Raw genomic sequence first — 24,304 nt, 5'->3', positions numbered from 1 at the left:
GATCCGCGGGCGGCAAAGGAGAACGAGCGGCCTAGATCGGCCCGGGCGGGCAACCCCGTTCAGAAAAGGCGTATATGAAGCCGCGCCCCGACGGGGAAGCTGGGGGATCTTTGCCGGAGCGCGGAGCCGGCCTGTTACTGCAGCTTTTCGAGCAACAGCATGTACATTCCGCCGAGGGTGCCGACGGCAACCGCGAGCGGCATCAGTACATCCATGGATCCACGAACCCGGCGAACAATGGCCGTCATAGCATCCTCTCCCACATGCCAGATTTTCTCTGGTCGATTGCAATAAACTGCCGGACAATTGCGACAAATGCAACAGGGGAAATGTGCTGCGGCGCAGCGGAAATCGCGGAATTTCAGGCCTTTCATGTTGCGAAAGCGAAGCGGACGTTGGTAACGGCTTGATTCTCGCCTACATTGCACGGGTGGATGGCACTCCGATCACCGCGCGTATCGCCGATGGCGTCGCTTCGATTCCGCAGGCCGAGTGGGATGCCTGCGCGGGCGCGGAAAATCCGTTTCTCAGCCACGCCTTCCTTTCGATCCTCGAACGCTCCGAATCGGCCGGGTCTCCGGCGGGCTGGCAACCGGTGCCGGTGGTGATCGACGGACCGGACGGCGCGGCGGCGGCAGTCGCACCGGTCTATGCCAAGGGGCACAGCCAGGGCGAATATGTTTTCGACCATGCATGGGCCGATGCTTGGGAGCGGTCCGGGCGGCGTTATTATCCCAAGCTTCAGGTCGCCGTGCCCTTCACGCCGGTCCCGGGCCCGCGCCTGCTGGTGCGGCCGGACATGCCGCAGGCCTATGCGGCCGGGCTGATCGCGGGGATTGCCGCGCTGACCGATCAGAACGGGCTGTCTTCCGCGCATGCGACCTTTGTCGCGGAAACGCAGATCCCGCTGTTCGAAAGCGCCGGCTGGTTGATCCGCCAGGGCACGCAATTCCATTGGCACAATGCCGGCTATGCCGATTTCGACGCGTTCCTGGGCGATCTCGCCAGCCGCAAGCGCAAGGCGATCCGCAAGGAGCGCGCGCGGGCCGTGGAGGGGCTGACGATCCGCCATCTGACCGGCAGCGACATCACAGAGGCGCATTGGGACATCTTCTGGGAATTCTATCAGGATACCGGCAGCCGCAAATGGGGCCGCCCCTATCTGACGCGACGCTTCTTCTCGATGCTGGGCGAGGCGATGGCGGACAAGGTGCTGCTGATCCTTGCCGAGCGCGATGGTGTGCCGATAGCCGGCGCGCTCAATCTGATCGGCGGAGAGGCACTGTACGGGCGCTATTGGGGCTGTACCGAGGACGTGCCCTTCCTGCATTTCGAGCTTTGCTATTATCAGGCGATCGATGCCGCCATCGCGCGCGGCCTTTCGCGTGTCGAGGCGGGCGCACAGGGCGAGCACAAGCTCGCGCGGGGCTATGTTCCCGTGCCGACCTGGTCGGCGCACTATATTCCCGATCCCGGCTTTCGCGACGCGATCGCGCAATGGATCGCGCATGAGAAGATGGCCGTGGCGCACGAGCAGGAATATCTCGGCGAGCTTGCCCCGTTCAAAAAGGCAGCGACGTAGTCGGCCGCGGCAGGTCCTCCGGCACCAGTTCGGCCGGCGGCACGTCATGGTCTATGCGGAACAGCGCGCTGTCGCCGTCGCGCCAGACCTCGATCAGCCCCTGTTCGAGCCGGGGGTCGTAGGCGGGCGGCCGGATCAGCCAGACATAATCGAACGCGTCGCGCGGGAAATGCGTCAGCGACCAGGCGATCGGCCGCCACCATTCGCGCGGGCATTTGACGTCGGTCACCAGTTCGGAAGGGTCATGCGCGTATCGGCCCGCCGCGCGATAGCGCACGGTGAGCAATTGCCCGCCCGCCATAGACCACTGATCGTTGGCGTAGGACATGCGCCGTTCGAGCGCGAGGCCCGGAAAATGCTGATAGCGCGTCATCATCCATTCGTTGCGGCAGGTTTCGCCGACGAAGGTGACGAGGCGCGATCCGACCGGCAGATGATCGAGCGCGGCCAGCTCGCGCTGATATGTGCGGTCGTAGAGCAGGAAGCTCGCGGTCGTCCCCGCGGTACGGACGAGGAAGAAGGCCGCGCCGATCGCCGCGACCACCGCAGCGCCGCGCATCGACAGTCCCGGCTTGGGCCGCAGGCCGATCAGCGCGATGGCGAGCATGTACGGCGCCAGCCGCATGTCGGCATAGGCCGACCCGAAGATGATGCGCGGCAGCAGCAGATAGACCGCGATCAGGAACAGCGCCGACAGCGCCAGGTTGCGCGAATAGCCGATATTGGGATCGCGAATGCCACGCAGCCCGATGACGAACAGCACGCCCAGACTGGCGATGTCGAAAAACTGCCAGCGGTCGCGCAGCACCATCGTCACCCAGCGCGCCTTGGCCCGCCAGTTGAACATGTCCGTCGTCTGCCCCGAAACCGCGCCCGAACGCCACATCAGCATCAGGATGGCGGGGAAGGCGAGGACGATGCACTGGATGCCCGCCTTGAACCAGGGGATCAGCCAGACGCCGACGAAATCCTCGTTCCATTTCTGCCCGGGCTTCTTCGCCGCGTCGTGATGGCGGATCAGCTCGGCCGAGAAGGCAAGCACACCCAGCGTCCCCCAGCCATAGGTATGGCAGACCCAGATGAGGAACGAGATCGGTACGAAGACGATGTTGCGAAAGCCGAACTTTCCCAGCCGCGCCAGCCGCAGCCACCAGGCGAAGGCATTCAATGCCAGCGCCATCGACAGCGCGAAATTCACGAAGCCGAAATGGAAAGGATAGTTATAGGCGAGCGGCAGCGCGAACAGCGCCGTCGCAGGGATCTTCCCATGCACTTCGCGGGCGATCCACAGCAGCCCGGTGACCGTCAGCACCGGGATCGTCAGCACGATCAGCTTTACCGACAATTCCAGCCCGAAAATCGGGCGCAGCGGAATGATCAGCAAATCGATGCCGAGATTGCCGATCAGCTGCCACTCGAAATTATACCAGTCCTGGAACCAGGGATAGAGATGCCGGTCGAGCTGGACGCGGTAGCGGCCCATATGGCCGGGCAGGTCGACCAGCGGCGGAATCTGCGGCCAGATCAGCGGAATCGCAGTGATCAATGCGGCGACCAGCACGAATGTGCGCGTCTGCCACCAGCGGCGCGGCTCTGCAGTTCCCCCTTGCATCGCGCGCTTCTACTGCGCTGTGGGTGGGAGAGACAAGCGTGCTTAGCGGTGGATACGGAACAGCTGGTCGTGTTCGTCACGCCATACCGGTGTCAGCCCGGCAGTAACGCCCGCATCGATTGCGGGGGCGTCGAGCAGCCAGACATAATCGAACCGGTCGCGCGGGAAGTCGCGCAGTGCCTCTTCGACCGTGCGGAAATCGCCAAGGCCGCAGTGATAGGGCGTCACGGTGTGCGAGGGATCCATCGCAAAGCCCTCGACGCCGGGCGCGATGATCTTCAGCGTCGCGCTGTTGCCCAGATCGAACTGGTCGTTGGTGAAGCTGGCGCGGCGCACGATCGCCATCGCGGTAAGGTGGCGAATGCGAAACATCGCCCATTGCGGCTCGCACGGCGCAGTGACGAGTCCGAGCACGCGCTGCCCGCGCGGCACGTGATCGAGCGCGACCAGCCGCTGCTGCCAGTCGGCGCCGGCGATGGCGAAACTTGTCGTGGTGGCGATCGTCCGCACGCCGAAAAATGCAAGCGCGATCAGCGCGATGCGGCTTGCGGTTCTGCCCTCCATCCGTATCGCGAGCAGCGCGAGAATGATGACGAAGGGCGCCAGCCGCGCATCGGCATAGGCGGCGAGGAAGGGCATTGCGACGAACAGAAGCAGCAGCCCGATGGCGGAAGCTGCCAGTCGCGGCGCGAACCGCGCCTCTGGCGAGCGAATCGCGTGATAGAACAGCACCGCCGCCAGCCCCATCGCGCCGATATCGAGCACCGGCCAGCGGTCGCGCAACGCCATCGCGAACCATCCCGGCTTGTAGGCGAGCGAGCCGAGCCAGTCCGCCGTCCCTTCGCCACCCGGTTGCCAGCTCAGGAAACGCAGAAAGGGAAGGGCGAGTGGAATGCAGCTCAGCCCCGCCCACCAGATCGCCGCGATCCAGCCGCGACCGGCTTCGCGCCGCCGCATCAGCTCGGCGGCGAAGCAGAAGAGCCCCAGCACCAACCAGCCGACGACATGAATCAGCCAGATCGCGCATGAAATCGGTACGAAAATCGCCGCGCGCAGCCGCAGCTTCTCCAGCCGCCCCAGCCGCAGCCACAGCGCGAAGGCGTTGAGCGTGCACGCCATCGCCAGGCAATAGTTGAGGAAGCCGAACTGGAAGGCGAGATTATAGACGAAGGGCAGCGCGAGGATCGCGAGCGGCTGAACCCGCCCATGCGCTTCGCGCGATATCCAGAGAATTCCCGCCGCGCTGGCCATTGCTGTCAGGAGGACAAGCAGCTTGACCGTCATCTCCAGACCGAGGAACGGAGCGAGCGCGTTCACGATCAGATCGAAGCCGATATAGCCAATCAGCTTCCATTCGAAGTCGAACCATTGCGACAGCGTGTCGGCATCGGTGCCGAGCATGACGCGATAGCGGCCCATATGCGCGGGCAGATCGGTCAGCGGCGGCAGTGGCGGCCAGAGCAGCGGTACGGCAGTGAGCAGGATCAGCAGCGCCAGCGTTCGCGGCCGCTGCCACCAGCAGGGAGGCGCGTCGTTCATTCCGGTTGCTTCACTGCGAGAATGATCAGCGGCGCACCCGGCGGCGACACCGGCTGCAGCCATTGCGGCGGCGCGTCGTGGCGCAGCAGCGCGAGCAGGCTGTCGCGATCGGCACGCGCATCGACTTCGCCGAAAGAGCCTTCGCAATAGGCGAGATAGGAAATGTCCAGTGCGGCAAACTGCGCGCGCCCCGCCAGCGGTTTCGAAGTTAGTATCCGATACAGCGCGCGATTTCCCGCTTCGTTGCGGTGATAGGGGCCGGCGAGAAAGCGGTGTTCCGTCGCCGGAAGCGCGCGCGCGGACAAGTCGACGGGGGCGAGAATGCGCGACGGCGGCAGGTCCCGCAGCGCGTCGATCGCGCCATCGAGCGAGCAGCCGTTCGGGGCTTCGCGCACCGGCTCGGATACCGGGCGGCTGGTCAGCGCCGTCGCCATCGCGGGATAGGCGATGCCCGCCGACGCGAACCAGGCGAGGATGAGCCGCAGCGTGCCCCGGCGCCGTGCTGCGGCCACCAGTGCGGCGAGCGCGGGCGCGGCAAGGATTGCCCCGGCATAGGCGCCGCGAAGCTGGATACAGGCAAGCGCCAGCGATGCGATCTGCAGCGCGAGCAGCGACAGCCAGCGCGCGTCGCGGCGCGCGAACCATGCCGACGTGCCGATGCCGGCGACCATGATCCCGGCATAGCCGATCGCGGTGGTGAGGTCGGTTTCGAACAGGGGCTGCGCCTCGGCGACGTTGGACAGCCAGATATCGTTCAGCATCGAATCGAGTCCGGCATAGGGCGACAGACATATCGGCGCCGTGAGATGGACGAAGGCCAGCGCCGCCAGTCCGCCGAGGATCGCGCAGGCCGCACGGGAGCGCGAATCGGGGACGATAAAGCCGATCAGCGCGAGCAGCAGCGGTACGATCGCTGCACCCTGTGCCGCCCGCCACAGCGTTTCGGTGAAGCCGTCGCAGCTGGGATAGGTCCAGCCATTGGTGCGCAGCAGCGCCGCTCCGGCGGCAAAGCCGAGCGTCAGCGTGACGCTCCATGCGCCGAGCCGAGCCTGCGCCCCGCGCGCGCCAGCGATCCATTGCAGCACCAGTACTGCGGCGGCGGCGGCGAGCAGCGGCGCCGTTTCCATTCCGATCGCCAGCGACACGGCCGTCGCAAGGCCGGCGGTAGCGGCGGAGCGCCATGACATCGGCCGTACCAGCATCAGTGCGACGATCAGCAGCAACAGGATCTGAAGCCCGTGATGGTCGATCCGCCCGGGTAGGAACAAGGTGGTGGCGGGATAGGCGAGCGCCGCGATCACCTGCGCGACGGCGGGCTGCGTTTCCAGTGCGCGGGCGATGCCGCCGATCAGCATCAGCGCACCGGCAAACAGCATCGCCGGCCACAGGATCACTGCGGTCAGCTCCGCATCATGCGCACCGATCAGCGGTGTCAGCAGTGCGATGATCGCGGCCGGAACGAGATCGGGAATGCGCGACCAGTGCATGATCAGCCCGTCCGGCCCCAGCCGATACTGCATCAGATCGCCGAATGCCTGTCCGCCCAGCCAGTCGCGTATCTGCTGCAGCCGCATGCCGTCATCGGTATCGGGCAATGCCAGTGCCGAAAGCGCAGACCAGTCACGCGCCGCCCAGGCCAACGTCAGCACGCATGCCAGCGCGCATGCGACCGCCAGGTCGCGCCACTCGATCCGGTGCGCGCGCGTTTCCATGAAAAACGCGCTACGCCACTATGGTTAACGGTGCGTTTCCGGGGCGGCAATGCGTCGGAAACGGCGGTCGTCGCAACCGGGCGCTATTCGCCCAGCCATGCCTTGCGAAATGCCAGTTCTTCCGCGCTCGGTGTCATTCCCGCTTCCTCATAGCGCACAACCTTGAACGACGGGTCGGCACCAATCGTCATTTCGGACTGTTTTTCGGCGCCGTCGCGGGTGCGATAGATCACGGTCACGACGTCGCCCGGAGCGGTGGCGAGCACCGCCGCGGTCAGCGCGCTGGTGCTGTCGACCGTCTGGCCGTCGATCGAAAGGATCACGTCGCCGCGATCGAGGCCCGCTTCGTACAGCGGCGTTTCGGGCGCCGGGCTGCGCGCCAGCAACAGCCCTCCGCCGCGCTCGTCGAACTTCGTGCTGCCGATATAGGGGCGTTCGGGATTTTCCGGCGCAAGCAATATCCCGGCCTGTGCCAGCAGCGGCTTGAGGTCGGGCAGGGCGCCGGCATGGATCGATTTGGCGAAGACATCGTCGGCAAAGGCGGGGGCGCCGAGATATTCGCCCAGCCCCTCGCGCAGATCGTCGAGCGTATAGGCGCGGTCGACCGAACCGTGCTCGGCCCACATGTGTCGCATATAGCCGTCGAGCGTCTTGCCCGGATATTCGTCGCGTATCTCCAGATCGAGCGCGAGCGCGATCACGGCCCCATAGGGATAGTAGGACGTGAAGATATTGGGGTTCGCTTCGTCGATCGCGGTGGCGGCATCGACGAATGGTGCGCGCAGGCTCATTTCGGCGGGCCCGGCATAGTCGCGGCCCGGCCCGTGGATCACATAGTTGAGCGTGCCGGCCAGCCCGCGCAGCAGCTGATCGGTATCCCAGATGCCCGAGCGGCGAAGCGTAAGCGGGCCGTAATAGCTGGTGAAGCCTTCAGCGAACCACAGCGACGGCGTGGGGTTGGCGCGCGTGAAATCGAACGGTTCCAGCTCTGCCGGGCGCAGCCGCTCGACATTCCAGCTGTGGAAGAATTCGTGGCTCAGCGTGCCGATCTGGCCATAGCCGGCCTCGGCCAGCCCGCGCGGCATCGTCAGGATCGTCGAATTGCGATGCTCCATCCCGTCGCCGTCGATCCAGGGGACGTAGTCGGCGATGAACGTATAGGTGCCGTAATCATAGGCCGCGGGGGCACCCCAGATTGCGACCTGTTCGGCAACGACCTTTTGCGCCATTTCGGCGAAGCGATCGGCTTCCGCGGCGCTGCCCTGGTGATGGATGGCGAGCCGGATCGTATAGCCGTCCTCGCCGCCCGGAATCTTCCATTCGCGCAGCATGAAATCGGAAAGCTCGGTCGGGCTGTCCATGAAATATTGCAGGTTGGGCGCCATGAACGTCGCCGTTTCGCCTTCGACCGGCGGCATCTGCGTCGCGACCTTCCAGCTCGGATCGAACCCTTCATATGTCACGTGCAACGGCCGCTGGTCGTATCCTTCGGCCCACATGAAGGCCGACGGCATGTTGAAATGCGCGTGCGTCGGATCGATCTGCGAATAGGTGCCGTCGCCATGATCGGCATAGAGCGTGTAGGTGAGCGCCACTGTCTCGCCATGCTCGGCGACGGTCCAGCTATAGGGGTCGGTGCGCGTGATGGAGAGCGGTTCGCCGTCGCCGTTCGTTGCCGACACCGAATAGACGTTCTTGGCGAATTCGTGGATCGCATAGCGCCCCGGCGAACTGCGCGACATGCGAAAGGTGATCGGAGCGTCGTCGAGGCCCGAATAGGTGACGGTGATCCTGGCTTCGTGATGCGCGGCGTTGGACAGGTCGACACTGTATTCGACCGGCGGCGCGTTGTGCCCCGTCTGTGCCAGGGCGGGCGTCGCGAACAGCGCCAGAACCGAAACACTCGTCAACATCGCCCGCATGAAGCACTCCCGGATTAGGCATCGATGGGGCGTGTTATGGGGGCGTGGCGGCACGCCGTCCAGAGTGTCCCGCCAAGCCGCGCCTCGCTCACTCGAAGCGCAGCACAGTCACCGATCGCGGCGGCAGGCGCAGGCTCGCCTCGCTGCCCTTGCGCGCGACGTCGATCGGCCGGGGCGATACCGCATCGGGCGCTTCGAAGCTGTTGTGCGCATCCATTGCATCCCCCGCCAGCACGCGTGCGGACACCAGCCGCCCGCTGCCCACATCCAGCGTCACGGCATGGTCGGCATGCGCATCGGCATTGATCAGCGCGACGACCAGCCCGCCATCGGCCGGGATGGCCGCCGAAGCGGAGAGCGCCGGAACGCTGCTGTTTCCCAGTCGGTATTCGGGGCTTTCGAGCGACACCGGCAGCGCGGCCGCGCCCTGGAAGGGGCGGTACATCGCATAGACGTGATAGGTCGGCGTCAGCACCATGCGCGGCCCGTCGGTCAGGATCATTGCCTGCAGCACATTCACCATCTGCGCGATGTTGGTCATCGCGATGCGATCGGCATGGGCATGGAAGACATTGAGGTGCAGCGCCGCGACAATGGCGTCGCGAATGCCGTTCTGCTGATAGAGCGCGGGATCGCCCGGCTCACCGTCGACCCACATGCCCCATTCGTCGACCGCCAGCGCGGGCGGATCATCGCCTGCCGCCGCGTCGTTGGCGGCAAGCTGGCGCTCGATGATCGGTTCGATCTTCAACGCATTGGCGATGGTGGAAATCCATTGCGCCTCGCCGAACCCGGTCGCTGGCCCCTTGGTCGACCAGTCGCCTGTCGGCAGCGTGTAATAATGGAGCGACACTGCATCGGCGGCCCATCCCATCTGCGGATGGCGCAGCAGTTGCGCGCTATATTCGGGATTGGTGTCGTTCGATCCCGACAGGATGCGATAGGGCTGCTCGCCGGGGATTTTGATCAGCGTGGCCCACTGCAGATAAAGGTCGGCATAATATTCGGGCCGCATATTGCCGCCGCAGCCCCAGGTTTCGTTGCCGATCGAGAGGTAGTCGACATGCCACGGCTTGTCGCGGCCATTGGCGCGCCGTTCCTGCGCCAGCGCCGAGTTCGAGGCGGAGCTGATATATTCGAGCCACTCGGCCGCCTCACGCACGCTGCCGCTGCCCAGATTGACGTTGAGATAGGTCTTGGCGCCCAGCCGTTCGGCGAGGTCGAAGAATTCATGCGTGCCGAAGCTGTTGGGCTCGGGCGTCTCGCCCCAGCTCATATTGACGCGCGGCGTGCGCTCCGGCCCGATCCCGTCGCGCCAGTGATACTCGTCGGCGAAGCAGCCGCCCGGCCAGCGGATCACCGGAATGTCGAGCGCATCGAGCGCGGCGAACACGTCGTTGCGAATGCCGTCGGTATTGGGGATATCGCTGTCCGGCCCGACCCAGATCCCGTCATAGATCTGGCTACCGAGATGCTCGACGAACTGGCCGTAGATTTCGGGCTGGATCGTCCCGGTCGGCGCGTTGCGATCGATATGGATGGCGGTTTGCGCGCTCGCGGCCAGGGGAGCGACAAAGACGGCGAGCGCGAGCAGGGCATGTTTCAGCATGACCGAAGCCTAGGCTGCGGGATGCATCACTGACAACCGCCAATGATAGCGCTCACGCCACGCGGACGCGCCGCCGCTCAGCCGTGCCGCTGACCCAGCAACCGCAGGCGCAAGGCGTTCAGCTTGATGAAGCCCGCCGCGTCGCGCTGGTCGTATGCGCCGGCATCGTCCTCGAACGTCACGACCTTTTCGCTGTAGAGCGTATTGGGCGACTTGCGGCCGACGACATAGCAGCCGCCTTTGTAGAGCTTCATGCGAACGGTGCCCGATACATTCGCCTGGCTGTGGTCGATCGCCGCCTGCAGCATCTCGCGCTCGGGGGCGAACCAGAAGCCGTTATAGATCAGCTCGGCATAGCGCGGGGCGAGCTCGTCCTTCAGATGCGCGGCGCCGCGATCGAGCGTGATCTGCTCGATCCCGCGATGCGCGAGGTGATAGATGGTGCCGCCCGGCGTTTCGTACATGCCGCGCGACTTCATGCCGACGAAGCGGTTCTCGACCAGGTCGAGCCGGCCGATGCCGTGTTTGCGACCCAGCTCGTTTAGCGCTGCGAGCAGCGTCGCGGGGCTCATCGCCTCGCCGTTCAGGGCAACGCCGTCGCCCTTTTCGAAATCGATGGTGATGAATTCGGGTTCGTCGGGCGCGTCTTCCGGGTTCACCGTGCGCGAATAGACATAGTCGGGCACCTCTTCCCACGGATCCTCGAGCACCTTGCCCTCGGAGGAGGTGTGGAGAAGATTCGCGTCGGTCGAGAAGGGCGATTCGCCGCGCTTGTCCTTGGGGACAGGGATCTGGTGCTGTTCGGCGAAATTGATCAGCGCGGTGCGGCTTGTCAGGTCCCATTCGCGCCAAGGGGCGATCACCTTGATGTCCGGGTTGAGCGCATAGGCGGACAGCTCGAACCGCACCTGATCATTGCCCTTGCCGGTCGCGCCGTGCGCGACGGCGTCGGCGCCGACTTCCTTCGCGATCTCGATCAGCCGCTTCGAAATCAGTGGCCGCGCGATCGAGGTGCCGAGCAGGTAGAGCCCTTCGTAGAGCGCATTGGCGCGCATCATCGGGAAGACGAAGTCGCGGACGAATTCCTCGCGCAGGTCGTCGATGAAGATATGCTCGGGCTTGATCCCCATCAGCTCGGCCTTGTGCCGCGCGGGCTCCAGCTCCTCGCCCTGACCGAGATCGGCGGTAAAGGTGACGACTTCGCAGCCATATTCGGTCTGCAGCCATTTCAGGATCACGCTGGTGTCGAGACCGCCCGAATAGGCGAGGACGACCTTGTTGATTTTTTCGGGGCGTTTGGCCTGATCGGACATGGTGCGACTCCGCTAAGAAACCCGTTTGCCCTGAGCTTGTCGAAGGGCTGTACTTCTTCTTGCGAAAAAGGGCGGGGCTTCGACAGGCTCAGCCCGAACGGGAAAGGTTCGAGTGAAAAATCGAACCGCGCTCTAGGGCGCGGCGGGCTTCTCCGCAATGCCGCGTATCAGTCCGGGCAGCGCGGCGCCCAGCGTACCCGCGCGATAGAGATAGCCGATCAGGAAGGCGATCCACATGCCGTGCGCGCCGCACGGGCGGAGCAGGAGATCGGTGGCGACATAGAGCGCTGTCGTCACTACCGCAGCGTTGCGCAGCGCCTTGCCGCGCGTCGCGCCGATGAAGATGCCGTCGAGCAGCCATGCCGGAACGCCGATCAGGGGGACGAGCGCGGTATAGGGCAGGAACGCCCGCGCCAGCTCGCGCACCTGCGGATCGGTGGTGATCAGGCCGATCAGCCAGCTTCCCGCGAGGCCCGTGGTCAGTGCGAAGACCAGCCCCGCACCGAGCGAAAACTCGCCGGTCAGCCGGATCGCGCGCTTCAATTCCTCGTGGCGGCCGCGCCCGATGGCATTGCCGACGCGCGATTCGGCCGTAAAGGCGAAGCCGTCGAGCACGAAAGCGGCGATCGACACGAATTGCATCAGCACCTGATTGGCGGCGAGCACTTCGGTGCCGAGCCGCGCGCCGGCATTGGCGAACCAGGCGAAGAGCAGCAGCAGCGCCACGGTGCGCACCATGATGTCGGCATTGATCGCGAAGAGGCGTTTCAATGCCGCCAGATCGAACAGCCGCGTACGCAGCCCCTCCAGCGCCGTAGGACCGAGGATGCCCGCGGCGATCGTCAGCCCGGTCCCCAGCGCCACCCATTCGGCGATCGCGGTGCCGAGGCCGACGCCCTCCGCACCCATGCCGAACCCCCATACGAACCAGATATCGAGTACGCCGTTGACGACATTCATCACGATCTGGAGCAGCAGCGCCGATCGCGTCCGTCCGAGCCCGAGCAACCAGCCGTTGATCGCGAACACCGCCAGGCTCGCCGGCGCGCCGAGGAAGCGCGCGGTGATATAGCCGCTGGCGGCGGCGTCGAGCTCGCGCGCACCGGCGAAGAGCCCGAGCGAGACCGGCACCAGCACCCATTGCAGCGCGAACAGCAAGGCGCCGAGCGCCAGCCCTAGCAACAGCCCGCGCGCCAGCATCGCGCGCACTTCGGTGCCGTCATCGGCGCCCTGTGCCTGCGCGGTGAGGCCTGTCATCCCCATCCGCAGAAAGCCGAAGGTCCAGAACAGGAAATTGACGATCGTCGTGCCCAGCGCGACGCCCGCCAGCGCCGCGGCGTCGCCCGTCCGCCCGATCACCACCGTATCGACCATGCCGACGAGCGGCACCGTTGCCTGCCCGAGCATGATCGGCCACGCCTGCGCGAAGATCGATCTGCGGGTGAGGGCGGCGGTGGTCATGCGCGCCGCTTAGGCGAATCGTGTGGTTTGCGATAGCGTTACGCAACGCCTCGGGGAGAGAATGGATGGCGGAGAACAAGACCCAGCCGACCGACGCGAGCGTCGCGGGCTTTCTCGAAGCAGTCGAACATCCGGTGCGCCGCGCCGACGGCAAGACGCTATGCGCAATGATGGAGCTGTCGGGGTACGAGCCGGTGCTGTGGGGGCCGTCAATCATCGGCTTCGGCAGCTATCATTATCGCTATGACAGCGGCCGCGAGGGCGAATTCCTGCGCATCGGCTTCAGTCCGCGCAAGGCGAACCTCGCATTGTATCTGTTCGGTGGCGCGGAGAAGGACGATATCCTCTCGCGGCTGGGCAAGCACAAGCGCGGTTCGGGCTGTGTCTATGTCAACAAACTGGCGGACGTGGACATGGGCGTGCTGGAGGAACTGATCCGCGCCTCGCTCGCGCATATGGATGCAAATTACCCCGAGTAGTTCCTCCCCCAGCTTGCTGGGGGAGGGGGACCGCGACGCGAAGCGGCGTGGTGGAGGGGCAAGGCGACACGCGACACGCTTGGGGCCTTACCCCTCCACCGTCGCTGCGCGATGGTCCCCCTCCCCGAGACAAGCTCGGGGAGGAATTCAGGCCGCGAACATCTCCGGGCTCACCGAATAGAGCACATCCGCCTTCGCGCTCGCCGCGGCTTTCAGCCCCAGCGCCTCAGGCACGATCTGCTCCGCATAAAACGCCGCCGCCGCGCGCTTCATCGCTTCGAATTCGCTGTCGCCGCTCGCCGCCTTGGCCTGCTTTTCGAGCAGCCAGCCCGACACCGCGACCGAGAACATCGTCATATAGGGATAGCTCGCCGCCAGCCGGTCGTCGGCTTCCGCGCCGAGCAGCCCGGTGGTAATTTCCTCCAGCGCCCCGGCAAGCGCGACGAGGTTCGCCGAACCCGCGCCCTTGATCGTCTCGAGCAGCCCGAGCGCCGTGGCGCCATTGTCCATGCTCAGCTTGCGACCGACCAGATCGGCGGCCTGAATGCCGTTCGTCCCCTCATAGATGCGGAAGACGCGGCAGTCGCGATATTGCTGCGCGGCGCCGGTTTCCTCGACGAAGCCCATGCCGCCGTGCACCTGGATGCCCAGATCGGTGACTTCGCTGCCCAGATCGGTGCCGTGGCCCTTGGCCATCGGCGTGAGCAGGTCGAGCAGCTTCTTCGCATCCTTGTCGCCCAGATGCGCGCGATCGAGCTGCGCGAAGGCGTAATAGACCAGCGCCCGCGCCGCCATCGTCTGCGCCTTCATCCGCATCAGCATGCGGCGGACATCGGGATGCTCGACGATCGCGACGCTCTCGCGGCTCGGCGCCCCCGCGCGCGCCGACTGGATGCGTTCGCGCGCGAAGGCGACCGCCCGCTGCGTCGCGCGTTCGGCGACCTGCACGCCTTCGAGGCCCACATTCAGCCGCGCATTGTTCATCATCGTGAACATCGCCGCGATGCCGCCCAGCTCGGGGCCGATCAGCTCGCCGATGCAATCGCCGTTATCGCCGAAATTGAGCACGCAGGTGGGCGAGGCGTGCAGCCCCATCTTGTGCTCGATCGAGGCAACAGTGACGTCGTTGAACGCGCCCGGATTGCCGTCGCCATCGAGCCGATATTTGGGAACGAGAAACAGCGACAGCCCCTTGGTCCCTGCCGGCGCGTCGGGCGTGCGGGCGAGGACGAGATGGACGATGTTCTTCGTCATATCGTGATCGCCGAAGCTGATGAAGATCTTGGTGCCGGTGATCCTGAACGTGCCGTCGCCCACCGGTTCGGCCTTGGTTTTGAGCGCGCCGACATCCGAACCCGCCTGCGGCTCGGTGAGGTTCATCGTCCCGGTCCATTCGCCGGTCGCGAGCCTGGGCAGATAGGCCGCCTGCTGCTCGGGCGTGCCGTGATGCATCAGCGCCTCGATCGCGCCCACCGTCAGCGTCGGCGCGAGCGCGAAGCTGGCGTTGGCGGTGCCGAGCGTTTCGAGGACCGCAGCCGACAGCACCGCCGGAAGCCCCTGGCCGCCAAATTCGGGCGGCGAACCGATCGTGCCCCAGCCGCCTTCGACATAGGCCTGATAGGCAGCGCCATACCCCTCGGGCATCACCACGCCCTGCTCGGTCCATTTGGCGCCGACTTCGTCGCCCAGCCGATCGAGCGGCGCCCATTCGCCCGCGGCGAAGGCGCCCGCGCCCTCGAGCACCGCGTCGACCAGATCGGGCGTGGCGTCGGCGAATTTTTCCTGCTGCGCCAGTTCGGTGATATCGGCGACATGGTCGAGCACGAAACGTTGTTCGGTGACGGCGGGGGTGAAGCTCATACGATCCTCTCTTGTCGGCTGTCGCGCGGCTCTATAGCGCCGGGTTTGTGACCGGCACAATTCCGCCTTTTTCGACCCGAACCTTACGCTACGGCACCGCTGCGATTCTGGAAGCCGCCGACGTGATCCGCGCGGGCGGCTGCGTCGCGGTACCGACCGAGACGGTATATGGCCTCGCCGCCGACGCCACCGATTCGCGCGCGGTGGCCGGCATCTACGCGGCCAAGGGACGGCCGTCGTTCAATCCGCTGATCGTGCATGTGCCCGACTTTGCGGCGGCCGAGGCGATCGGCGTTTTCGATGAAGCGGCCCGCGCACTCGCGGCGCGTTTCTGGCCGGGGCCGCTGACGATGGTGCTGCCGCTGCGTAAGGATACGCCGATCGCGAGCCTCGTCACCGCCGGGCTGCCAACCGTGGCGATCCGCATGCCCAGCCATCGCGCGATGCAGGCGCTGTTGCGCGCGTGCGGCAGGCCGCTCGCCGCGCCTTCGGCCAATGCCAGCGGCACGATCAGCCCGACCCGCGCCGAGCATGTGGCGAAGAGCCTTGCAGGACGTATTCCGCTGATCCTCGATGACGGGCCGACGCCCGGCGGTATCGAGTCCACGATCGTCGCACCCTCGCCGCAGCCCCGCCTGCTGCGCCCCGGCCCGATCGCGGAGGAGAAAATTGCCAAGGCGCTCGGGCGGCCCGTCGGCGGAGCGGGAGCCGGCATCGAAGCGCCGGGGCAGCTTTCGAGCCACTATGCCCCCGCCAAGCCGCTGCGGTTGCATGCGACCGAGGCGCGCGACGGCGAATGGCTGATCGGTTTCGGCGCTGTCGCCGGCGACGAGACGCTGTCCGCTTCGGGCGACTTGGTCGAAGCCGCTGCGCGCGTGTTCGATGCGTTGCACCGGGCCGATGCCGAAGCAGCAACGGCGATCGCCGTCGCGCCCGTTCCCGAAACCGGTATCGGCGCCGCTATCAACGACCGGCTGCGCCGAGCCGCGCATCGCGACTGATCCCATCCCGCAACCGTTCGGCTGAGCCTGCCGAAGCCCGTCTCGCGATCGCAAGCCTGCCATCCGGCAGGCTCAGGGCGAACGGATTTTGCGCCGGTCGCGCTGTTCCTACGCCTGCTCGCCTTCCTTCACGCGATCGGCGAAGCTCTTGCGCAGTTTCTGCAGCTTGGGGGGGATGATCGCGAGGCAATAGGGATTACGCTGCCCTTCGCCTTCCCAATATTCCTGATGATAGTCCTCGGCGGGCCACCAGTCGCCGGCCTGTTCGATGCCGGTGACGATCGGGGCGGCCCAATCGCGCTGATTGCGCTCGATCGCCATCATCGCCTTCTGCGCCTGCTGAGTCGAAAGCGGGAAGATCGCGCTGCGATACTGCGTGCCGACATCATTGCCCTGCCGGTTGAGCTGGGTCGGATCGTGCGTCGCAAAGAAGATGTCGAGCAGATCGGAAAAGTCGATCTGTTCGGGATCATAGGTGATGCGGACCGCTTCGGCATGCCCGGTATTGCCTTCGCATACCTGCTTATAGGTGGGTTCGGGGGTCGTGCCGCCGATATAGCCGCTCTCCACCTTTTCGACGCCGATAACGTCGTTGAACACTGCTTCGGTGCACCAGAAACAGCCTCCGGCCAATATTGCCTGTTCGCTTGTCATGAATGTCTCCTTGGCCATGCAACATAGGATCGGCTAGGCGAGACGCAAATTTCCAGCGGGGGTATGCATGCGCGAAGGATCGATACTCGTCACCGGCGGCGCGGGCTATATCGGCAGCCATGCGGTGCTGGCGCTGCTCGATTCGGGGTGGCGGGTGGTGGTCGTCGACAATCTCGTCACCGGGTTCGACTGGGCGGTGGATTCGCGCGCGACGCTGGTGCGCGGCGCGATCGAGGATGACGAGCTGGTCCGTGCGACGATGCGCGAACATGACGTGCGCGCGGTGATGCATTTCGCCGGATCGGTCGTCGTCCCGGAATCGGTCACCGATCCGCTCAAATATTATCGCAACAACACCGCCGCGAGCCGGTCGCTGATCGAAAGCGCCGTTGCGTGTGGGGTGAAGCATTTCATCTTCTCCTCCACTGCCGCTACCTATGGCACGCCCGAAGTCGTGCCGGTGCACGAGGACGCGCCCAAGGCGCCGATCAATCCATACGGCACGTCTAAGCTGATGACCGAGATGATGCTGCGCGATGTCGCGGCGGCGCATGACTTCAACTATTGCGCGCTGCGCTATTTCAACGTCGCGGGCGCCGATCCGCAGGGGCGCAGCGGCCAATCGACCGCCGGCGCGACGCATCTGATCAAGATCGCGGTAGAGGCGGCGACCGGCAAGCGCGGCAATGTCAGCGTGTTCGGCACCGATTATGATACGCGCGATGGTACCGGGGTGCGCGACTATATCCATGTCAGCGATCTCGCCGCCGCGCATGTCGATGCGCTCGACCTGCTGATCGTGAAGCCGGAGGCAAGCCATACGATGAACTGCGGCTATGGCCGCGGCTATTCGGTGCTCGAAGTGCTCGACGCGGTCGATCGCGTTACCAACATGAAGCTCGACCGCAGGATGGAGGGGCGCCGCGCCGGCGATCCGGCCGAACTGGTCGCCGACAACAGCCGCATCCTCGCGACACTGCCCTGGCGGCCGGAGCGCGACGATCTCGACCAGATCGTCACCGATGCGCTCGCCTGGGAACGCAGGCTCTCCGAACGCACCGACCGGTAACGGTTCGCGCCGCGTTCCCCGCGCTCCTGCACGATGCAGGAGCCCAGTGCCCGAACTTGGGGGGGAGGGGCACCGGCGCCCCGCCCGGGGGGCGGGACCACGGGGGACGGCGGGCGCGCCGCAGCCCCGTTCAGAGCTGCAGGCGCGCCGTAACCCGAATGTCGCGTCCGGCGAGCGGCGCGAAATCCTTCAGCATGCTGGCATGCCGTCTTGCGACTACGTCGAAGATATTGTTGGCGGAGAGCGTCAGGCTCGTGCCGCTGTCTCCCCACGGTTTCCATGAAACGGATGCGTTGACCAGCGTGAAACCGTCGGTCGGTGTCTCGAATGCGGTGATGCGAGTCTGTTCGAAACTATGTTCGACTTCCAGCCGCCCGCTGAGCGTATCCGACTGGGCTTCGATGCCGCCCAGCAGCCGCAGCGGCGGGATGCGCGGCACTGCGCTGCCGTCTTCGAGCTCGGCACGAACATAGTCGGCCAGACCGTCGAGGTTGATCGCATATGCGCCGACCCAGCCGACACGATAGGAGGCCTCGGCCTCGAACCCGTAATAGGTCGCGTCGGTCTGGGCATATTGGTAGACGGGAAGTTCGTCCTCCTCGGCACCGGTCTGGTAATCGTAGATATAGTCGGTAAACCAGTTGGCATAGGCCGATGCGCTGAACGACCAGCCGGCGCCCGCGCCCTTGAACGTGGCTTCCAGTCCCCATGCCTTTTCGCTGTCGAGCGTCGGATCGCCGACTTCGAAGGATTGTGTGCCCATGTGCGGGCCGTTGGGATAGAGTTCCTCGGCCGAAGGCGCGCGTTCGCTGCGGGTGCCGTTTAGGCCGATGCGAAGCCCGTCGCCGATCGCATAGCTCGCGCCCAGAGAGGCGGAGAAACTGTCGAAGCTGCGATTCAGATCGGGATTGCCCAAATCCTCGTCGGCAAAGGCGGTTATCGAAGCCGACTCATAGCGGGCGCCCGCCTCCGCCTTGAATGCACCCCAGTCGAACGACTGCAGCGTGAAGATGCCATATTGCTCGGTGCGGTTGCGCGGTACGAACTTCTCTTCGCCGATCACGTTGAAATCACGAACGAAGAACTGGCCGCCGATCGCACCCTGCCATGCCCCGAGCGCGGACTGCACCAGCTCGAGCCGGCCTTCATAGCCCTGATTGTAGAAGCTGGTGCCGATCTCGCCGCTGTCTTCGATTTCGCTGTGCTCGTAATCCGCCGCCGCTGCGCGCAGGCGAATCCGCTCCAGGAAACCGCCGCCGGTCTCGATCTCGCCGCGCAGGTCATAGCGCGTCTGTTTCATCGCAAGAACGACGTTTTCGTGCGAATGGCCATGCTCGTCATGGCCGTGATCGTCCTCATGATCGTGATGCTCCTCCTCGAATTCGAGGCGGGGCGGAACGCCATATTGATTGTCGTAATGGCTGATGGTGAAGCCCAGATTCCCGGTGTCGGTGACGATCGAAAGCCCGCCGGTGACGGTCCATCGCTCCGCCGCGCTGTTGGTCAGGTCGCCGCGCAGTTCCGCATTCTCGCGGATCTCCTCCTCGTCGCTCTGCGCCGCGATCGCGCGCAGCGGGTCGGAGAGAATATAGCCGCCGGTGCGCAGATCGTCGGTCTTGCTGTAGCTGCCGTCGACATGCGCGACGATGATTCCGGCCAGCGGCACGTCGAGCACGCCGGAAATCGACCGCTCGTTCGCGGCCGATCCATAGGAGCCGATGGCCTCGGCATGGAACGGTTCTTCGGGGAGGCGGCGCGCGATGCTGTTGTCGATCACGTTGACGACGCCGCCGATCGCCGAGGAACCGTAGAGCAGCGCCGCCGGGCCGCGCAGAACCTCGATACGGTCGGCGGTCAGCGGGTTGATCGCCACGGCATGGTCGACCGAGGTGTTCGACACGTCCACGCTGCCGATACCGTCGGTGAGCACGCGGATGCGTTCGCCCTGGAAGCCGCGCAGCACCGGCCGGGAGGCATTGGGACCGAAGCTGGTCGCCGAAACCCCCGGCTGCGAGGCAAGCGTGTCGCCGATGGTCGGCTTCAGACTGCGGGTCAGTTCCTCGCCCGAAACCACCGACGTCCCCGAAAGCACGTCGACCTGCGCGCGGGCGAAGGGCGCGGTAATGATGATTTCGGGCGCGGTTTCCTCATGGGGATCGGTCTGTTCGCTTTCCTGCGCCTGCTGGGCGGCGGCGGGAAAGGCAGTCAGGCAGGCGGAAGCGAGAAGCGCGAATCGAATCATGGATACCCCGATGCTGGTTATGCTGCGCCGCAATAGAGGTTATGATATAAGGTATCAAGACCTGTGTGTTATTCAGACATAGCGGTTCGTCGCACGCGAAAATCATTTCGTCGGGAGAATGGTGGGTCCGCCGGGGCTCGAACCCGGGACCTCTCGATTAAAAGTCGCTTGCTCTACCAACTGAGCTACGGACCCGCACCAAGCCGGTCGCACCTAGGGGCAGGGCGAGGTCTGGTCAACCGGCTGCGCAGCTGCCGCAGTGTGCGGCCGCTCAGCGGGTCGCGCCAGTCACCGGCGATTTCGCATGCGGGCGCGAGCACGAAATCGCGAATGCGGAAGGCGGGGTGGGGGATGGTCAGCTCCGGCGAGGACCAGGCGCCGCCCGACCAGAGGATGATGTCGATGTCGAGCGCGCGCGCGCCCCAGCGCCGCCCGCGCCGCCGCCCGAACCGGCGTTCGATCTGCTTGAGCCGATGGAGCAGGTCGGTCGGGGGCAGCGCGGTTTCGACGATCGCCGCCATATTGGCGAAACGCCGGATCGAAGGGCCGAGCGGCGGCGTATCGTGGACGCGCGAGGCGGCCATGACGCCGCCGACTTCCGCGAGCGCGGCTGCAAGTTGCGCGCGCGGCGGCCCGGCCTTGCCCGGCCGGTTCGATCCCAGCGCGATCAGATAGGTTGATGTCGGCACGCACCAACGCCTATCCCGCCGCAATGTTCGCGCCAAGCCCGATCCCGCAAACCGAACCGCCCCGCGATTGTCCGCGCTGCCCCCGGCTGGTCGCGCTGCGGGAGGAATTGCGTGCGGAATATCCCGACTGGTGGAACGCGCCGGTCAATGCCTTCGGCGATCCCGACGCCTGGCTGGCGATCGTAGGCCTGGCGCCGGGCAAGCACGGGGCGAACCGCACCGGGCGGCCCTTCACCGGCGACTATTCGGGGGACCTCCTGTTCGACACGCTGGGCAAATACGGCCTCGCGACGGGCGTCTATGAAGGATCACCGGCCGACGACCTCGCACTCACCGGCGCGATCATCATCAACGCGGTCAAATGCCTGCCGCCGCAGAACAAGCCGACGCCCGAGGAAATCCGCACCTGCCGTCCGTTTCTGGAGGGGCAGGCGGCGGTGCTTCCCAATGTCCGCACCTTCGTCGCGCTGGGGCAGATCGCGCATCAGTCGGCGGTCAAGGCGTTGGGCGGGAAACTGCCCAAATGCCGCTTCGGCCATCTCGCCGAACACCGCATGCCCGACGGACGCATCCTGATCGATAGCTATCATTGCAGTCGCTACAATCAGAATACCGGGCGGCTGACGCCCGAGATGTTCGAAGCGGTGTTCGCCCGCGCGCTGGAATTGCGCGAACCGTGAAACGCGTGCTGTTCGTCTGCAGCCAGAACCGGCTGCGCAGCCCGACGGCGGAACAGCATTTCGCCGCGCGCCCGGATATCGAAGTCGCTTCGGCGGGTACGAACCACGACGCGGAAAATCCGCTAACCGACGAACTGGTCGGCTGGGCGGACCTGATCTTCGCGATGGAGCGCCAGCATCGTTCGAAAATCCAGAAGCGGTTTCGTCGGGTGCTTCGGGCGCGCGTCATCGTGCTCGATATCCCCGACGAGTACGACTTCATGGACCCGGATCTGATCCGATTGCTCGATGTGCGCATGGCCCGGCATCTGCCCGGCCTGGCGGCAGTCGAGGAATGACGTGGCGTCCTGCCCCTGGGGGTACAATCTGATGGCCGCGATCGGCTGTTTCGTGCCTGTCTTCCTGATGCTCGGCGGCGTCGTGCTCGGCGCGCTGCTGGGCGGAGCGCAAGGCGCGCTATGGGGCGGCGTTGCGGGCGTGGTGCTGGGCAGCGCGGTGCCGGCGATAACGTTCTATTCGCTTTCAAAAGCCCGCAAGCATCGTGGCCGACGCTAGGCCCCGGCAGTCCCGAACAGGCTGCCGATCCCGGCCGTCACAAGCATCGCCAGCGCGCCCCAGAAGGTGACGCGCAGCACCGCGCGCGGAAGCGGCGCGCCGCCCGTCTTCGCGCCCACCGCGCCCAATATGCCGAGATAAAGCAGCGCCGCGACGAACACGGCCGGTACGATCACCGATACCGGCACCAGCAATGCGACCAGCAGCGGCGCCGCTGCGCCGATGGTGAAGGTGGCGGCGGACGTCAGGGCGGCCTGAACCGGCCGCGCCACCGTGGTGTCGTTGATGCCCAGTTCGTCGCGGGCATGGGCGTGGAGCGCGTCCTTCGCCATCAGTTGGGTCGCCACCTTGTCGGCAAGCTCGGGTTCCAGCCCGCGCGCCTCATAGATGTGCGACAATTCGGCATGTTCATATTCGGGCGCGTCGCGCAGCTCGCGCTTCTCGCGTTCCAGATCGGCATGTTCGGTATCGGCCTGCGAACTGACCGAGACATATTCGCCCGCCGCCATCGACAATGCCCCCGCCAGCAGCGCGGAAACTCCGGCGATCATTACGGTATAGCGATCCGGCGTGGCTGCCGCGACGCCGACGATCAGGCTGGCGGTGGATACGATCCCGTCATTGGCGCCCAGCACGGCGGCACGCAACCAGCCGATGCGGTGGACAAGGTGCACTTCAGGGTGAAACGTTCCGCGACCGGGCATCCGCGTCAGATGTCCTGCACCAGCCGGCCGTACAGCTCCGGCCGCCGATCGCGGAAGAAGCCGAAGGCGGCGCGGTGGCGCTTCACCCGATCGAGGTCGAGCGTGGCGGCGATCACCCCGGTTTCGGTGCGGTCGAGTTCGGCGAGGATGTCGCCGCGCTCGTCAGTGATGAAGCTGGTGCCGTAAAAGGTCTGGCCGTGCTCGGTGCCGACGCGGTTTGCCGCAACGACGGGCACGACGTTCGACACCGCATGCCCCACCATCGCCCGGCGCCACAGCCGCGCGGTGTCCAGGCTTTCGTCATGCGGTTCGCTGCCGATCGCGGTCGGATAGAACAGGATTTCGGCGCCCATAAGCATCATCGCGCGTGCCGTTTCGGGATACCATTGGTCCCAGCACACCCCGACGCCCAGCTTCGCGCCGGGACCGTCCCAGATCTTGAAGCCGGTATTGCCGGGGCGGAAATAGAATTTCTCCTCATATCCCGGCCCGTCGGGGATATGGCTCTTGCGATAGACGCCCGCGACCTTGCCGTCGGGATTGACCATCGCAAGGCTGTTATAGTGATGCGGACCATCGGCTTCGAAGAAGCTGGTGGGGATCCAGATGCCGAGTTCGCTTGCCAGCTTCTGCATCGCCAGCACCGCCGGATGCTCGGCGGTGGGCTTGGCATTGGAGAACAGCCCCTCATCCTCGACTCGGCAGAAATATTCACCTTCGAACAGTTCGGGCGGCAGCACCACCTGCGCGCCCTTGCCCGCCGCCTCGCGCACCATTTCGGAAACGGCGGCGATATTGGCGTCGATATCGTTGGAAAAGGCGAGCTGGAGCGCGGCTACGGTGATGTCGGTCATCGCCGCTATGTAGGCGAGCACGCGCGTCAGGCAAATGGCCGGTTGTCGCTAGCGGGCGCGGGTCCGTGCGGGAATGTCTATGGTCATCGTCTGTTGCGGCATCGGCATGACCACAAGGCCCAGCCCCAGCATGACCCCAATGACTCCCCAATACCGTCGACCGGCGCGGAAATCAGCGACGCCGCGCGCGAAACAATAGACTATCGCCAGAAGCAGGATCAGCATCGTGAAAACGGACATTGCAAATTCCCTGCTGCGCCAGCGCGGCGTTTCGCGCGCGCTTGTCCTAAGCAAGATTGGCGGCATTGTCTCGGTTTCCGCGTTCGATTCGCGAGCGGCGGACTCTGGGGTGCGATATGGAGCGTGCGTTCGAACGGTTCGCGCAGGCAGTGGCGGCATGGGCGGGACGGCCCTTCGCCTTCGTGCTGGCGCTGGGGATCATTGTTTTCTGGGGGCTGAGCGGCCCGATATTCGGCTGGTCGGACACCTGGCAGCTGGTGATCAACACCGGCACGACCATCGTCACCTTCCTGATGGTGTTCCTGATCCAGAATGCGCAGAATCGCGACGCGAGCGCGATGCAGGCCAAGCTCGACGAACTGATCCGCGCGGTCGACGGCGCGCGTGACGAATTCATCGGGATCGAGCATCTGACGCAAGGGGAGCTGGAGAAGATCCGCCGCCTGCTCGAAAGCGAATTCGGCAGCGAATCGGTCCGCGCCGAAGCGCTCGCGCGGTTCCTGAGCCGGCGGTAGAATTTCGTCATC

At 65.4% G+C, this 24,304-nt stretch carries 23 protein-coding genes and 1 tRNA gene; 9 read left to right on the top strand and 15 right to left on the bottom strand.

The window, feature by feature from the left end:
• Positions 1–74 precede the first annotated feature (74 nt).
• Both G5C33_RS19225 and G5C33_RS17770 read left to right on the top strand, forming a co-directional pair.
• Complete coding sequence (locus tag G5C33_RS19225) at positions 75–410, top strand: hypothetical protein (protein WP_206518588.1); 336 nt, start codon at positions 75–77, stop codon at positions 408–410.
• The gene (locus G5C33_RS17770; RefSeq protein WP_228275118.1) at positions 407–1,582 is read left to right on the top strand and encodes a GNAT family N-acetyltransferase; all 1,176 of its coding nucleotides are present in this window, start codon (positions 407–409) and stop codon (positions 1,580–1,582) included. The genes G5C33_RS19225 and G5C33_RS17770 overlap by 4 nt, the downstream gene beginning before the upstream one ends.
• On the opposite strand, the gene G5C33_RS17765 is transcribed toward G5C33_RS17770, so the two are convergent.
• The 7 genes from G5C33_RS17765 to G5C33_RS17735 all read right to left on the bottom strand — a co-directional run bounded on the left by G5C33_RS17765 (position 1,563) and on the right by G5C33_RS17735 (position 12,750).
• Positions 1,563–3,194 carry a hypothetical protein gene (locus G5C33_RS17765; protein WP_165328369.1) on the bottom strand — a complete coding sequence of 544 codons (1,632 nt, stop codon included), beginning with the start codon at positions 3,192–3,194 and terminating at the stop codon, positions 1,563–1,565. The two genes, G5C33_RS17770 and G5C33_RS17765, sit on opposite strands and share 20 nt — an antisense overlap.
• A gap of 42 nt (positions 3,195–3,236) precedes the next feature.
• Positions 3,237–4,733 (bottom strand): hypothetical protein, encoded by a 1,497-nt coding sequence (locus G5C33_RS17760; RefSeq protein WP_165328368.1) that lies wholly within the window; start codon positions 4,731–4,733, stop codon positions 3,237–3,239.
• Positions 4,730–6,445: a hypothetical protein gene (locus G5C33_RS17755; protein ID WP_165328367.1), complete on the bottom strand. Its 1,716-nt coding sequence runs from the start codon at positions 6,443–6,445 to the stop codon at positions 4,730–4,732. The genes G5C33_RS17760 and G5C33_RS17755 overlap by 4 nt, the downstream gene beginning before the upstream one ends.
• A gap of 83 nt (positions 6,446–6,528) precedes the next feature.
• A complete protein-coding gene (locus tag G5C33_RS17750; protein WP_165328366.1) occupies positions 6,529–8,367 on the bottom strand; it encodes a M61 family metallopeptidase in 1,839 nt (612 codons plus the stop codon).
• A gap of 88 nt (positions 8,368–8,455) precedes the next feature.
• Positions 8,456–9,976 carry an alpha-N-arabinofuranosidase gene (locus tag G5C33_RS17745; protein ID WP_165328365.1) on the bottom strand — a complete coding sequence of 507 codons (1,521 nt, stop codon included), beginning with the start codon at positions 9,974–9,976 and terminating at the stop codon, positions 8,456–8,458.
• A 77-nt stretch (positions 9,977–10,053) separates the two neighbouring features.
• Positions 10,054–11,289: an argininosuccinate synthase gene (locus tag G5C33_RS17740; RefSeq protein ID WP_165328364.1), complete on the bottom strand. Its 1,236-nt coding sequence runs from the start codon at positions 11,287–11,289 to the stop codon at positions 10,054–10,056.
• 132 nt (positions 11,290–11,421) lie between these two features.
• Entirely contained in the window at positions 11,422–12,750 is a 1,329-nt protein-coding gene (locus G5C33_RS17735; RefSeq protein WP_228275117.1) for an MATE family efflux transporter, read from the bottom strand.
• A gap of 65 nt (positions 12,751–12,815) precedes the next feature.
• Here G5C33_RS17735 and G5C33_RS17730 point away from each other — a divergent pair, with 65 nt between their 5' ends.
• Positions 12,816–13,229: a DUF1801 domain-containing protein gene (locus G5C33_RS17730; protein ID WP_165328363.1), complete on the top strand. Its 414-nt coding sequence runs from the start codon at positions 12,816–12,818 to the stop codon at positions 13,227–13,229.
• A gap of 147 nt (positions 13,230–13,376) precedes the next feature.
• On the opposite strand, the gene G5C33_RS17725 is transcribed toward G5C33_RS17730, so the two are convergent.
• Complete coding sequence (locus tag G5C33_RS17725; RefSeq protein WP_165328362.1) at positions 13,377–15,089, bottom strand: acyl-CoA dehydrogenase; 1,713 nt, start codon at positions 15,087–15,089, stop codon at positions 13,377–13,379.
• 47 nt (positions 15,090–15,136) lie between these two features.
• Here G5C33_RS17725 and G5C33_RS17720 point away from each other — a divergent pair, with 47 nt between their 5' ends.
• Positions 15,137–16,090, top strand: coding sequence for an L-threonylcarbamoyladenylate synthase (locus G5C33_RS17720; protein WP_228275116.1), 954 nt, complete (start codon positions 15,137–15,139; stop codon positions 16,088–16,090).
• A 108-nt stretch (positions 16,091–16,198) separates the two neighbouring features.
• Here the strand turns inward: G5C33_RS17720 and msrA are convergent, their stop codons facing one another.
• Positions 16,199–16,744 (bottom strand): peptide-methionine (S)-S-oxide reductase MsrA, encoded by a 546-nt coding sequence (msrA, locus tag G5C33_RS17715; protein WP_165328361.1) that lies wholly within the window; start codon positions 16,742–16,744, stop codon positions 16,199–16,201.
• 67 nt (positions 16,745–16,811) lie between these two features.
• Between msrA and galE the strand changes: the two genes are divergently transcribed.
• Positions 16,812–17,813, top strand: coding sequence for a UDP-glucose 4-epimerase GalE (gene galE, locus G5C33_RS17710; RefSeq protein ID WP_165328360.1), 1,002 nt, complete (start codon positions 16,812–16,814; stop codon positions 17,811–17,813).
• A 130-nt stretch (positions 17,814–17,943) separates the two neighbouring features.
• Here galE and G5C33_RS17705 read toward each other — a convergent pair whose 3' ends face one another.
• From G5C33_RS17705 to folK, 3 genes are all read right to left on the bottom strand, one after another.
• Positions 17,944–20,055, bottom strand: coding sequence for a TonB-dependent receptor (locus G5C33_RS17705; protein ID WP_165328359.1), 2,112 nt, complete (start codon positions 20,053–20,055; stop codon positions 17,944–17,946).
• A gap of 119 nt (positions 20,056–20,174) precedes the next feature.
• Positions 20,175–20,250, bottom strand: a tRNA-Lys gene (locus tag G5C33_RS17700).
• A complete protein-coding gene (gene folK, locus G5C33_RS17695; protein ID WP_165328358.1) occupies positions 20,241–20,744 on the bottom strand; it encodes a 2-amino-4-hydroxy-6-hydroxymethyldihydropteridine diphosphokinase in 504 nt (167 codons plus the stop codon). Before folK ends, G5C33_RS17700 begins: the two co-directional genes overlap by 10 nt.
• 23 nt (positions 20,745–20,767) lie before the next feature.
• Between folK and G5C33_RS17690 the strand changes: the two genes are divergently transcribed.
• From G5C33_RS17690 to G5C33_RS17680, 3 genes are read left to right on the top strand one after another with little or no spacing between them, the layout of a single operon-like run.
• A complete protein-coding gene (locus tag G5C33_RS17690; protein WP_165328926.1) occupies positions 20,768–21,424 on the top strand; it encodes a uracil-DNA glycosylase in 657 nt (218 codons plus the stop codon).
• Positions 21,421–21,762 (top strand): low molecular weight protein tyrosine phosphatase family protein, encoded by a 342-nt coding sequence (locus tag G5C33_RS17685; protein ID WP_165328357.1) that lies wholly within the window; start codon positions 21,421–21,423, stop codon positions 21,760–21,762. The genes G5C33_RS17690 and G5C33_RS17685 overlap by 4 nt, the downstream gene beginning before the upstream one ends.
• Before the next feature lie 31 nt (positions 21,763–21,793).
• The gene (locus G5C33_RS17680) at positions 21,794–21,979 is read left to right on the top strand and encodes a hypothetical protein (RefSeq protein WP_165328356.1); all 186 of its coding nucleotides are present in this window, start codon (positions 21,794–21,796) and stop codon (positions 21,977–21,979) included.
• Here G5C33_RS17680 and G5C33_RS17675 read toward each other — a convergent pair.
• The 3 genes from G5C33_RS17675 to G5C33_RS17665 are packed head-to-tail and all read right to left on the bottom strand — an operon-like array spanning position 21,976 to position 23,777.
• Positions 21,976–22,683 carry a VIT1/CCC1 transporter family protein gene (locus G5C33_RS17675; RefSeq protein ID WP_165328355.1) on the bottom strand — a complete coding sequence of 236 codons (708 nt, stop codon included), beginning with the start codon at positions 22,681–22,683 and terminating at the stop codon, positions 21,976–21,978. The genes G5C33_RS17680 and G5C33_RS17675 overlap by 4 nt on opposite strands.
• A gap of 5 nt (positions 22,684–22,688) precedes the next feature.
• Positions 22,689–23,537 carry an N-carbamoylputrescine amidase gene (gene aguB, locus G5C33_RS17670; RefSeq protein ID WP_165328354.1) on the bottom strand — a complete coding sequence of 283 codons (849 nt, stop codon included), beginning with the start codon at positions 23,535–23,537 and terminating at the stop codon, positions 22,689–22,691.
• A gap of 48 nt (positions 23,538–23,585) precedes the next feature.
• Complete coding sequence (locus G5C33_RS17665) at positions 23,586–23,777, bottom strand: hypothetical protein (RefSeq protein ID WP_165328353.1); 192 nt, start codon at positions 23,775–23,777, stop codon at positions 23,586–23,588.
• 116 nt (positions 23,778–23,893) lie between these two features.
• On the opposite strand from G5C33_RS17665, the gene G5C33_RS17660 reads away from it, so the two are divergent.
• The gene (locus G5C33_RS17660; RefSeq protein ID WP_165328352.1) at positions 23,894–24,292 is read left to right on the top strand and encodes a low affinity iron permease family protein; all 399 of its coding nucleotides are present in this window, start codon (positions 23,894–23,896) and stop codon (positions 24,290–24,292) included.
• The last annotated feature ends 12 nt before the right edge of the window (positions 24,293–24,304 follow it).

The organism is Sphingosinithalassobacter tenebrarum (assembly GCF_011057975.1).
Lineage (GTDB): Bacteria > Pseudomonadota > Alphaproteobacteria > Sphingomonadales > Sphingomonadaceae > Sphingomonas > Sphingomonas tenebrarum.
Note: the sequence above shows the minus strand (reverse complement) of the source record. Positions and strands in the feature narration are given on the sequence as shown.

What these genes read in the sequence shown, in the direction of transcription:
- G5C33_RS19225 (WP_206518588.1), top strand. Translation starts at nt 75, where the DNA reads ATGAAGCCGCGCCCCGACGGGGAAGCTGGGGGATCTTTGCCGGAGCGC.
- G5C33_RS17680 (WP_165328356.1), top strand. Translation starts at nt 21,794, where the DNA reads ATGGCCGCGATCGGCTGTTTCGTGCCTGTCTTCCTGATGCTCGGCGGC.
- msrA (WP_165328361.1), bottom strand. Translation starts at nt 16,744, where the DNA reads ATGACAAGCGAACAGGCAATATTGGCCGGAGGCTGTTTCTGGTGCACC.
- G5C33_RS17735 (WP_228275117.1), bottom strand. Translation starts at nt 12,750, where the DNA reads ATGACCACCGCCGCCCTCACCCGCAGATCGATCTTCGCGCAGGCGTGG.
- G5C33_RS17675 (WP_165328355.1), bottom strand. Translation starts at nt 22,683, where the DNA reads ATGCCCGGTCGCGGAACGTTTCACCCTGAAGTGCACCTTGTCCACCGC.
- G5C33_RS17725 (WP_165328362.1), bottom strand. Translation starts at nt 15,089, where the DNA reads ATGAGCTTCACCCCCGCCGTCACCGAACAACGTTTCGTGCTCGACCAT.
- G5C33_RS17740 (WP_165328364.1), bottom strand. Translation starts at nt 11,289, where the DNA reads ATGTCCGATCAGGCCAAACGCCCCGAAAAAATCAACAAGGTCGTCCTC.
- G5C33_RS17730 (WP_165328363.1), top strand. Translation starts at nt 12,816, where the DNA reads ATGGCGGAGAACAAGACCCAGCCGACCGACGCGAGCGTCGCGGGCTTT.
- G5C33_RS17690 (WP_165328926.1), top strand. Translation starts at nt 20,768, where the DNA reads ATGTTCGCGCCAAGCCCGATCCCGCAAACCGAACCGCCCCGCGATTGT.
- G5C33_RS17765 (WP_165328369.1), bottom strand. Translation starts at nt 3,194, where the DNA reads ATGCAAGGGGGAACTGCAGAGCCGCGCCGCTGGTGGCAGACGCGCACA.
- G5C33_RS17750 (WP_165328366.1), bottom strand. Translation starts at nt 8,367, where the DNA reads ATGCGGGCGATGTTGACGAGTGTTTCGGTTCTGGCGCTGTTCGCGACG.
- G5C33_RS17660 (WP_165328352.1), top strand. Translation starts at nt 23,894, where the DNA reads ATGGAGCGTGCGTTCGAACGGTTCGCGCAGGCAGTGGCGGCATGGGCG.
- galE (WP_165328360.1), top strand. Translation starts at nt 16,812, where the DNA reads ATGCGCGAAGGATCGATACTCGTCACCGGCGGCGCGGGCTATATCGGC.
- aguB (WP_165328354.1), bottom strand. Translation starts at nt 23,537, where the DNA reads ATGACCGACATCACCGTAGCCGCGCTCCAGCTCGCCTTTTCCAACGAT.
- G5C33_RS17745 (WP_165328365.1), bottom strand. Translation starts at nt 9,976, where the DNA reads ATGCTGAAACATGCCCTGCTCGCGCTCGCCGTCTTTGTCGCTCCCCTG.
- G5C33_RS17665 (WP_165328353.1), bottom strand. Translation starts at nt 23,777, where the DNA reads ATGTCCGTTTTCACGATGCTGATCCTGCTTCTGGCGATAGTCTATTGT.
- G5C33_RS17755 (WP_165328367.1), bottom strand. Translation starts at nt 6,445, where the DNA reads ATGGAAACGCGCGCGCACCGGATCGAGTGGCGCGACCTGGCGGTCGCA.
- G5C33_RS17760 (WP_165328368.1), bottom strand. Translation starts at nt 4,733, where the DNA reads ATGAACGACGCGCCTCCCTGCTGGTGGCAGCGGCCGCGAACGCTGGCG.
- G5C33_RS17705 (WP_165328359.1), bottom strand. Translation starts at nt 20,055, where the DNA reads ATGATTCGATTCGCGCTTCTCGCTTCCGCCTGCCTGACTGCCTTTCCC.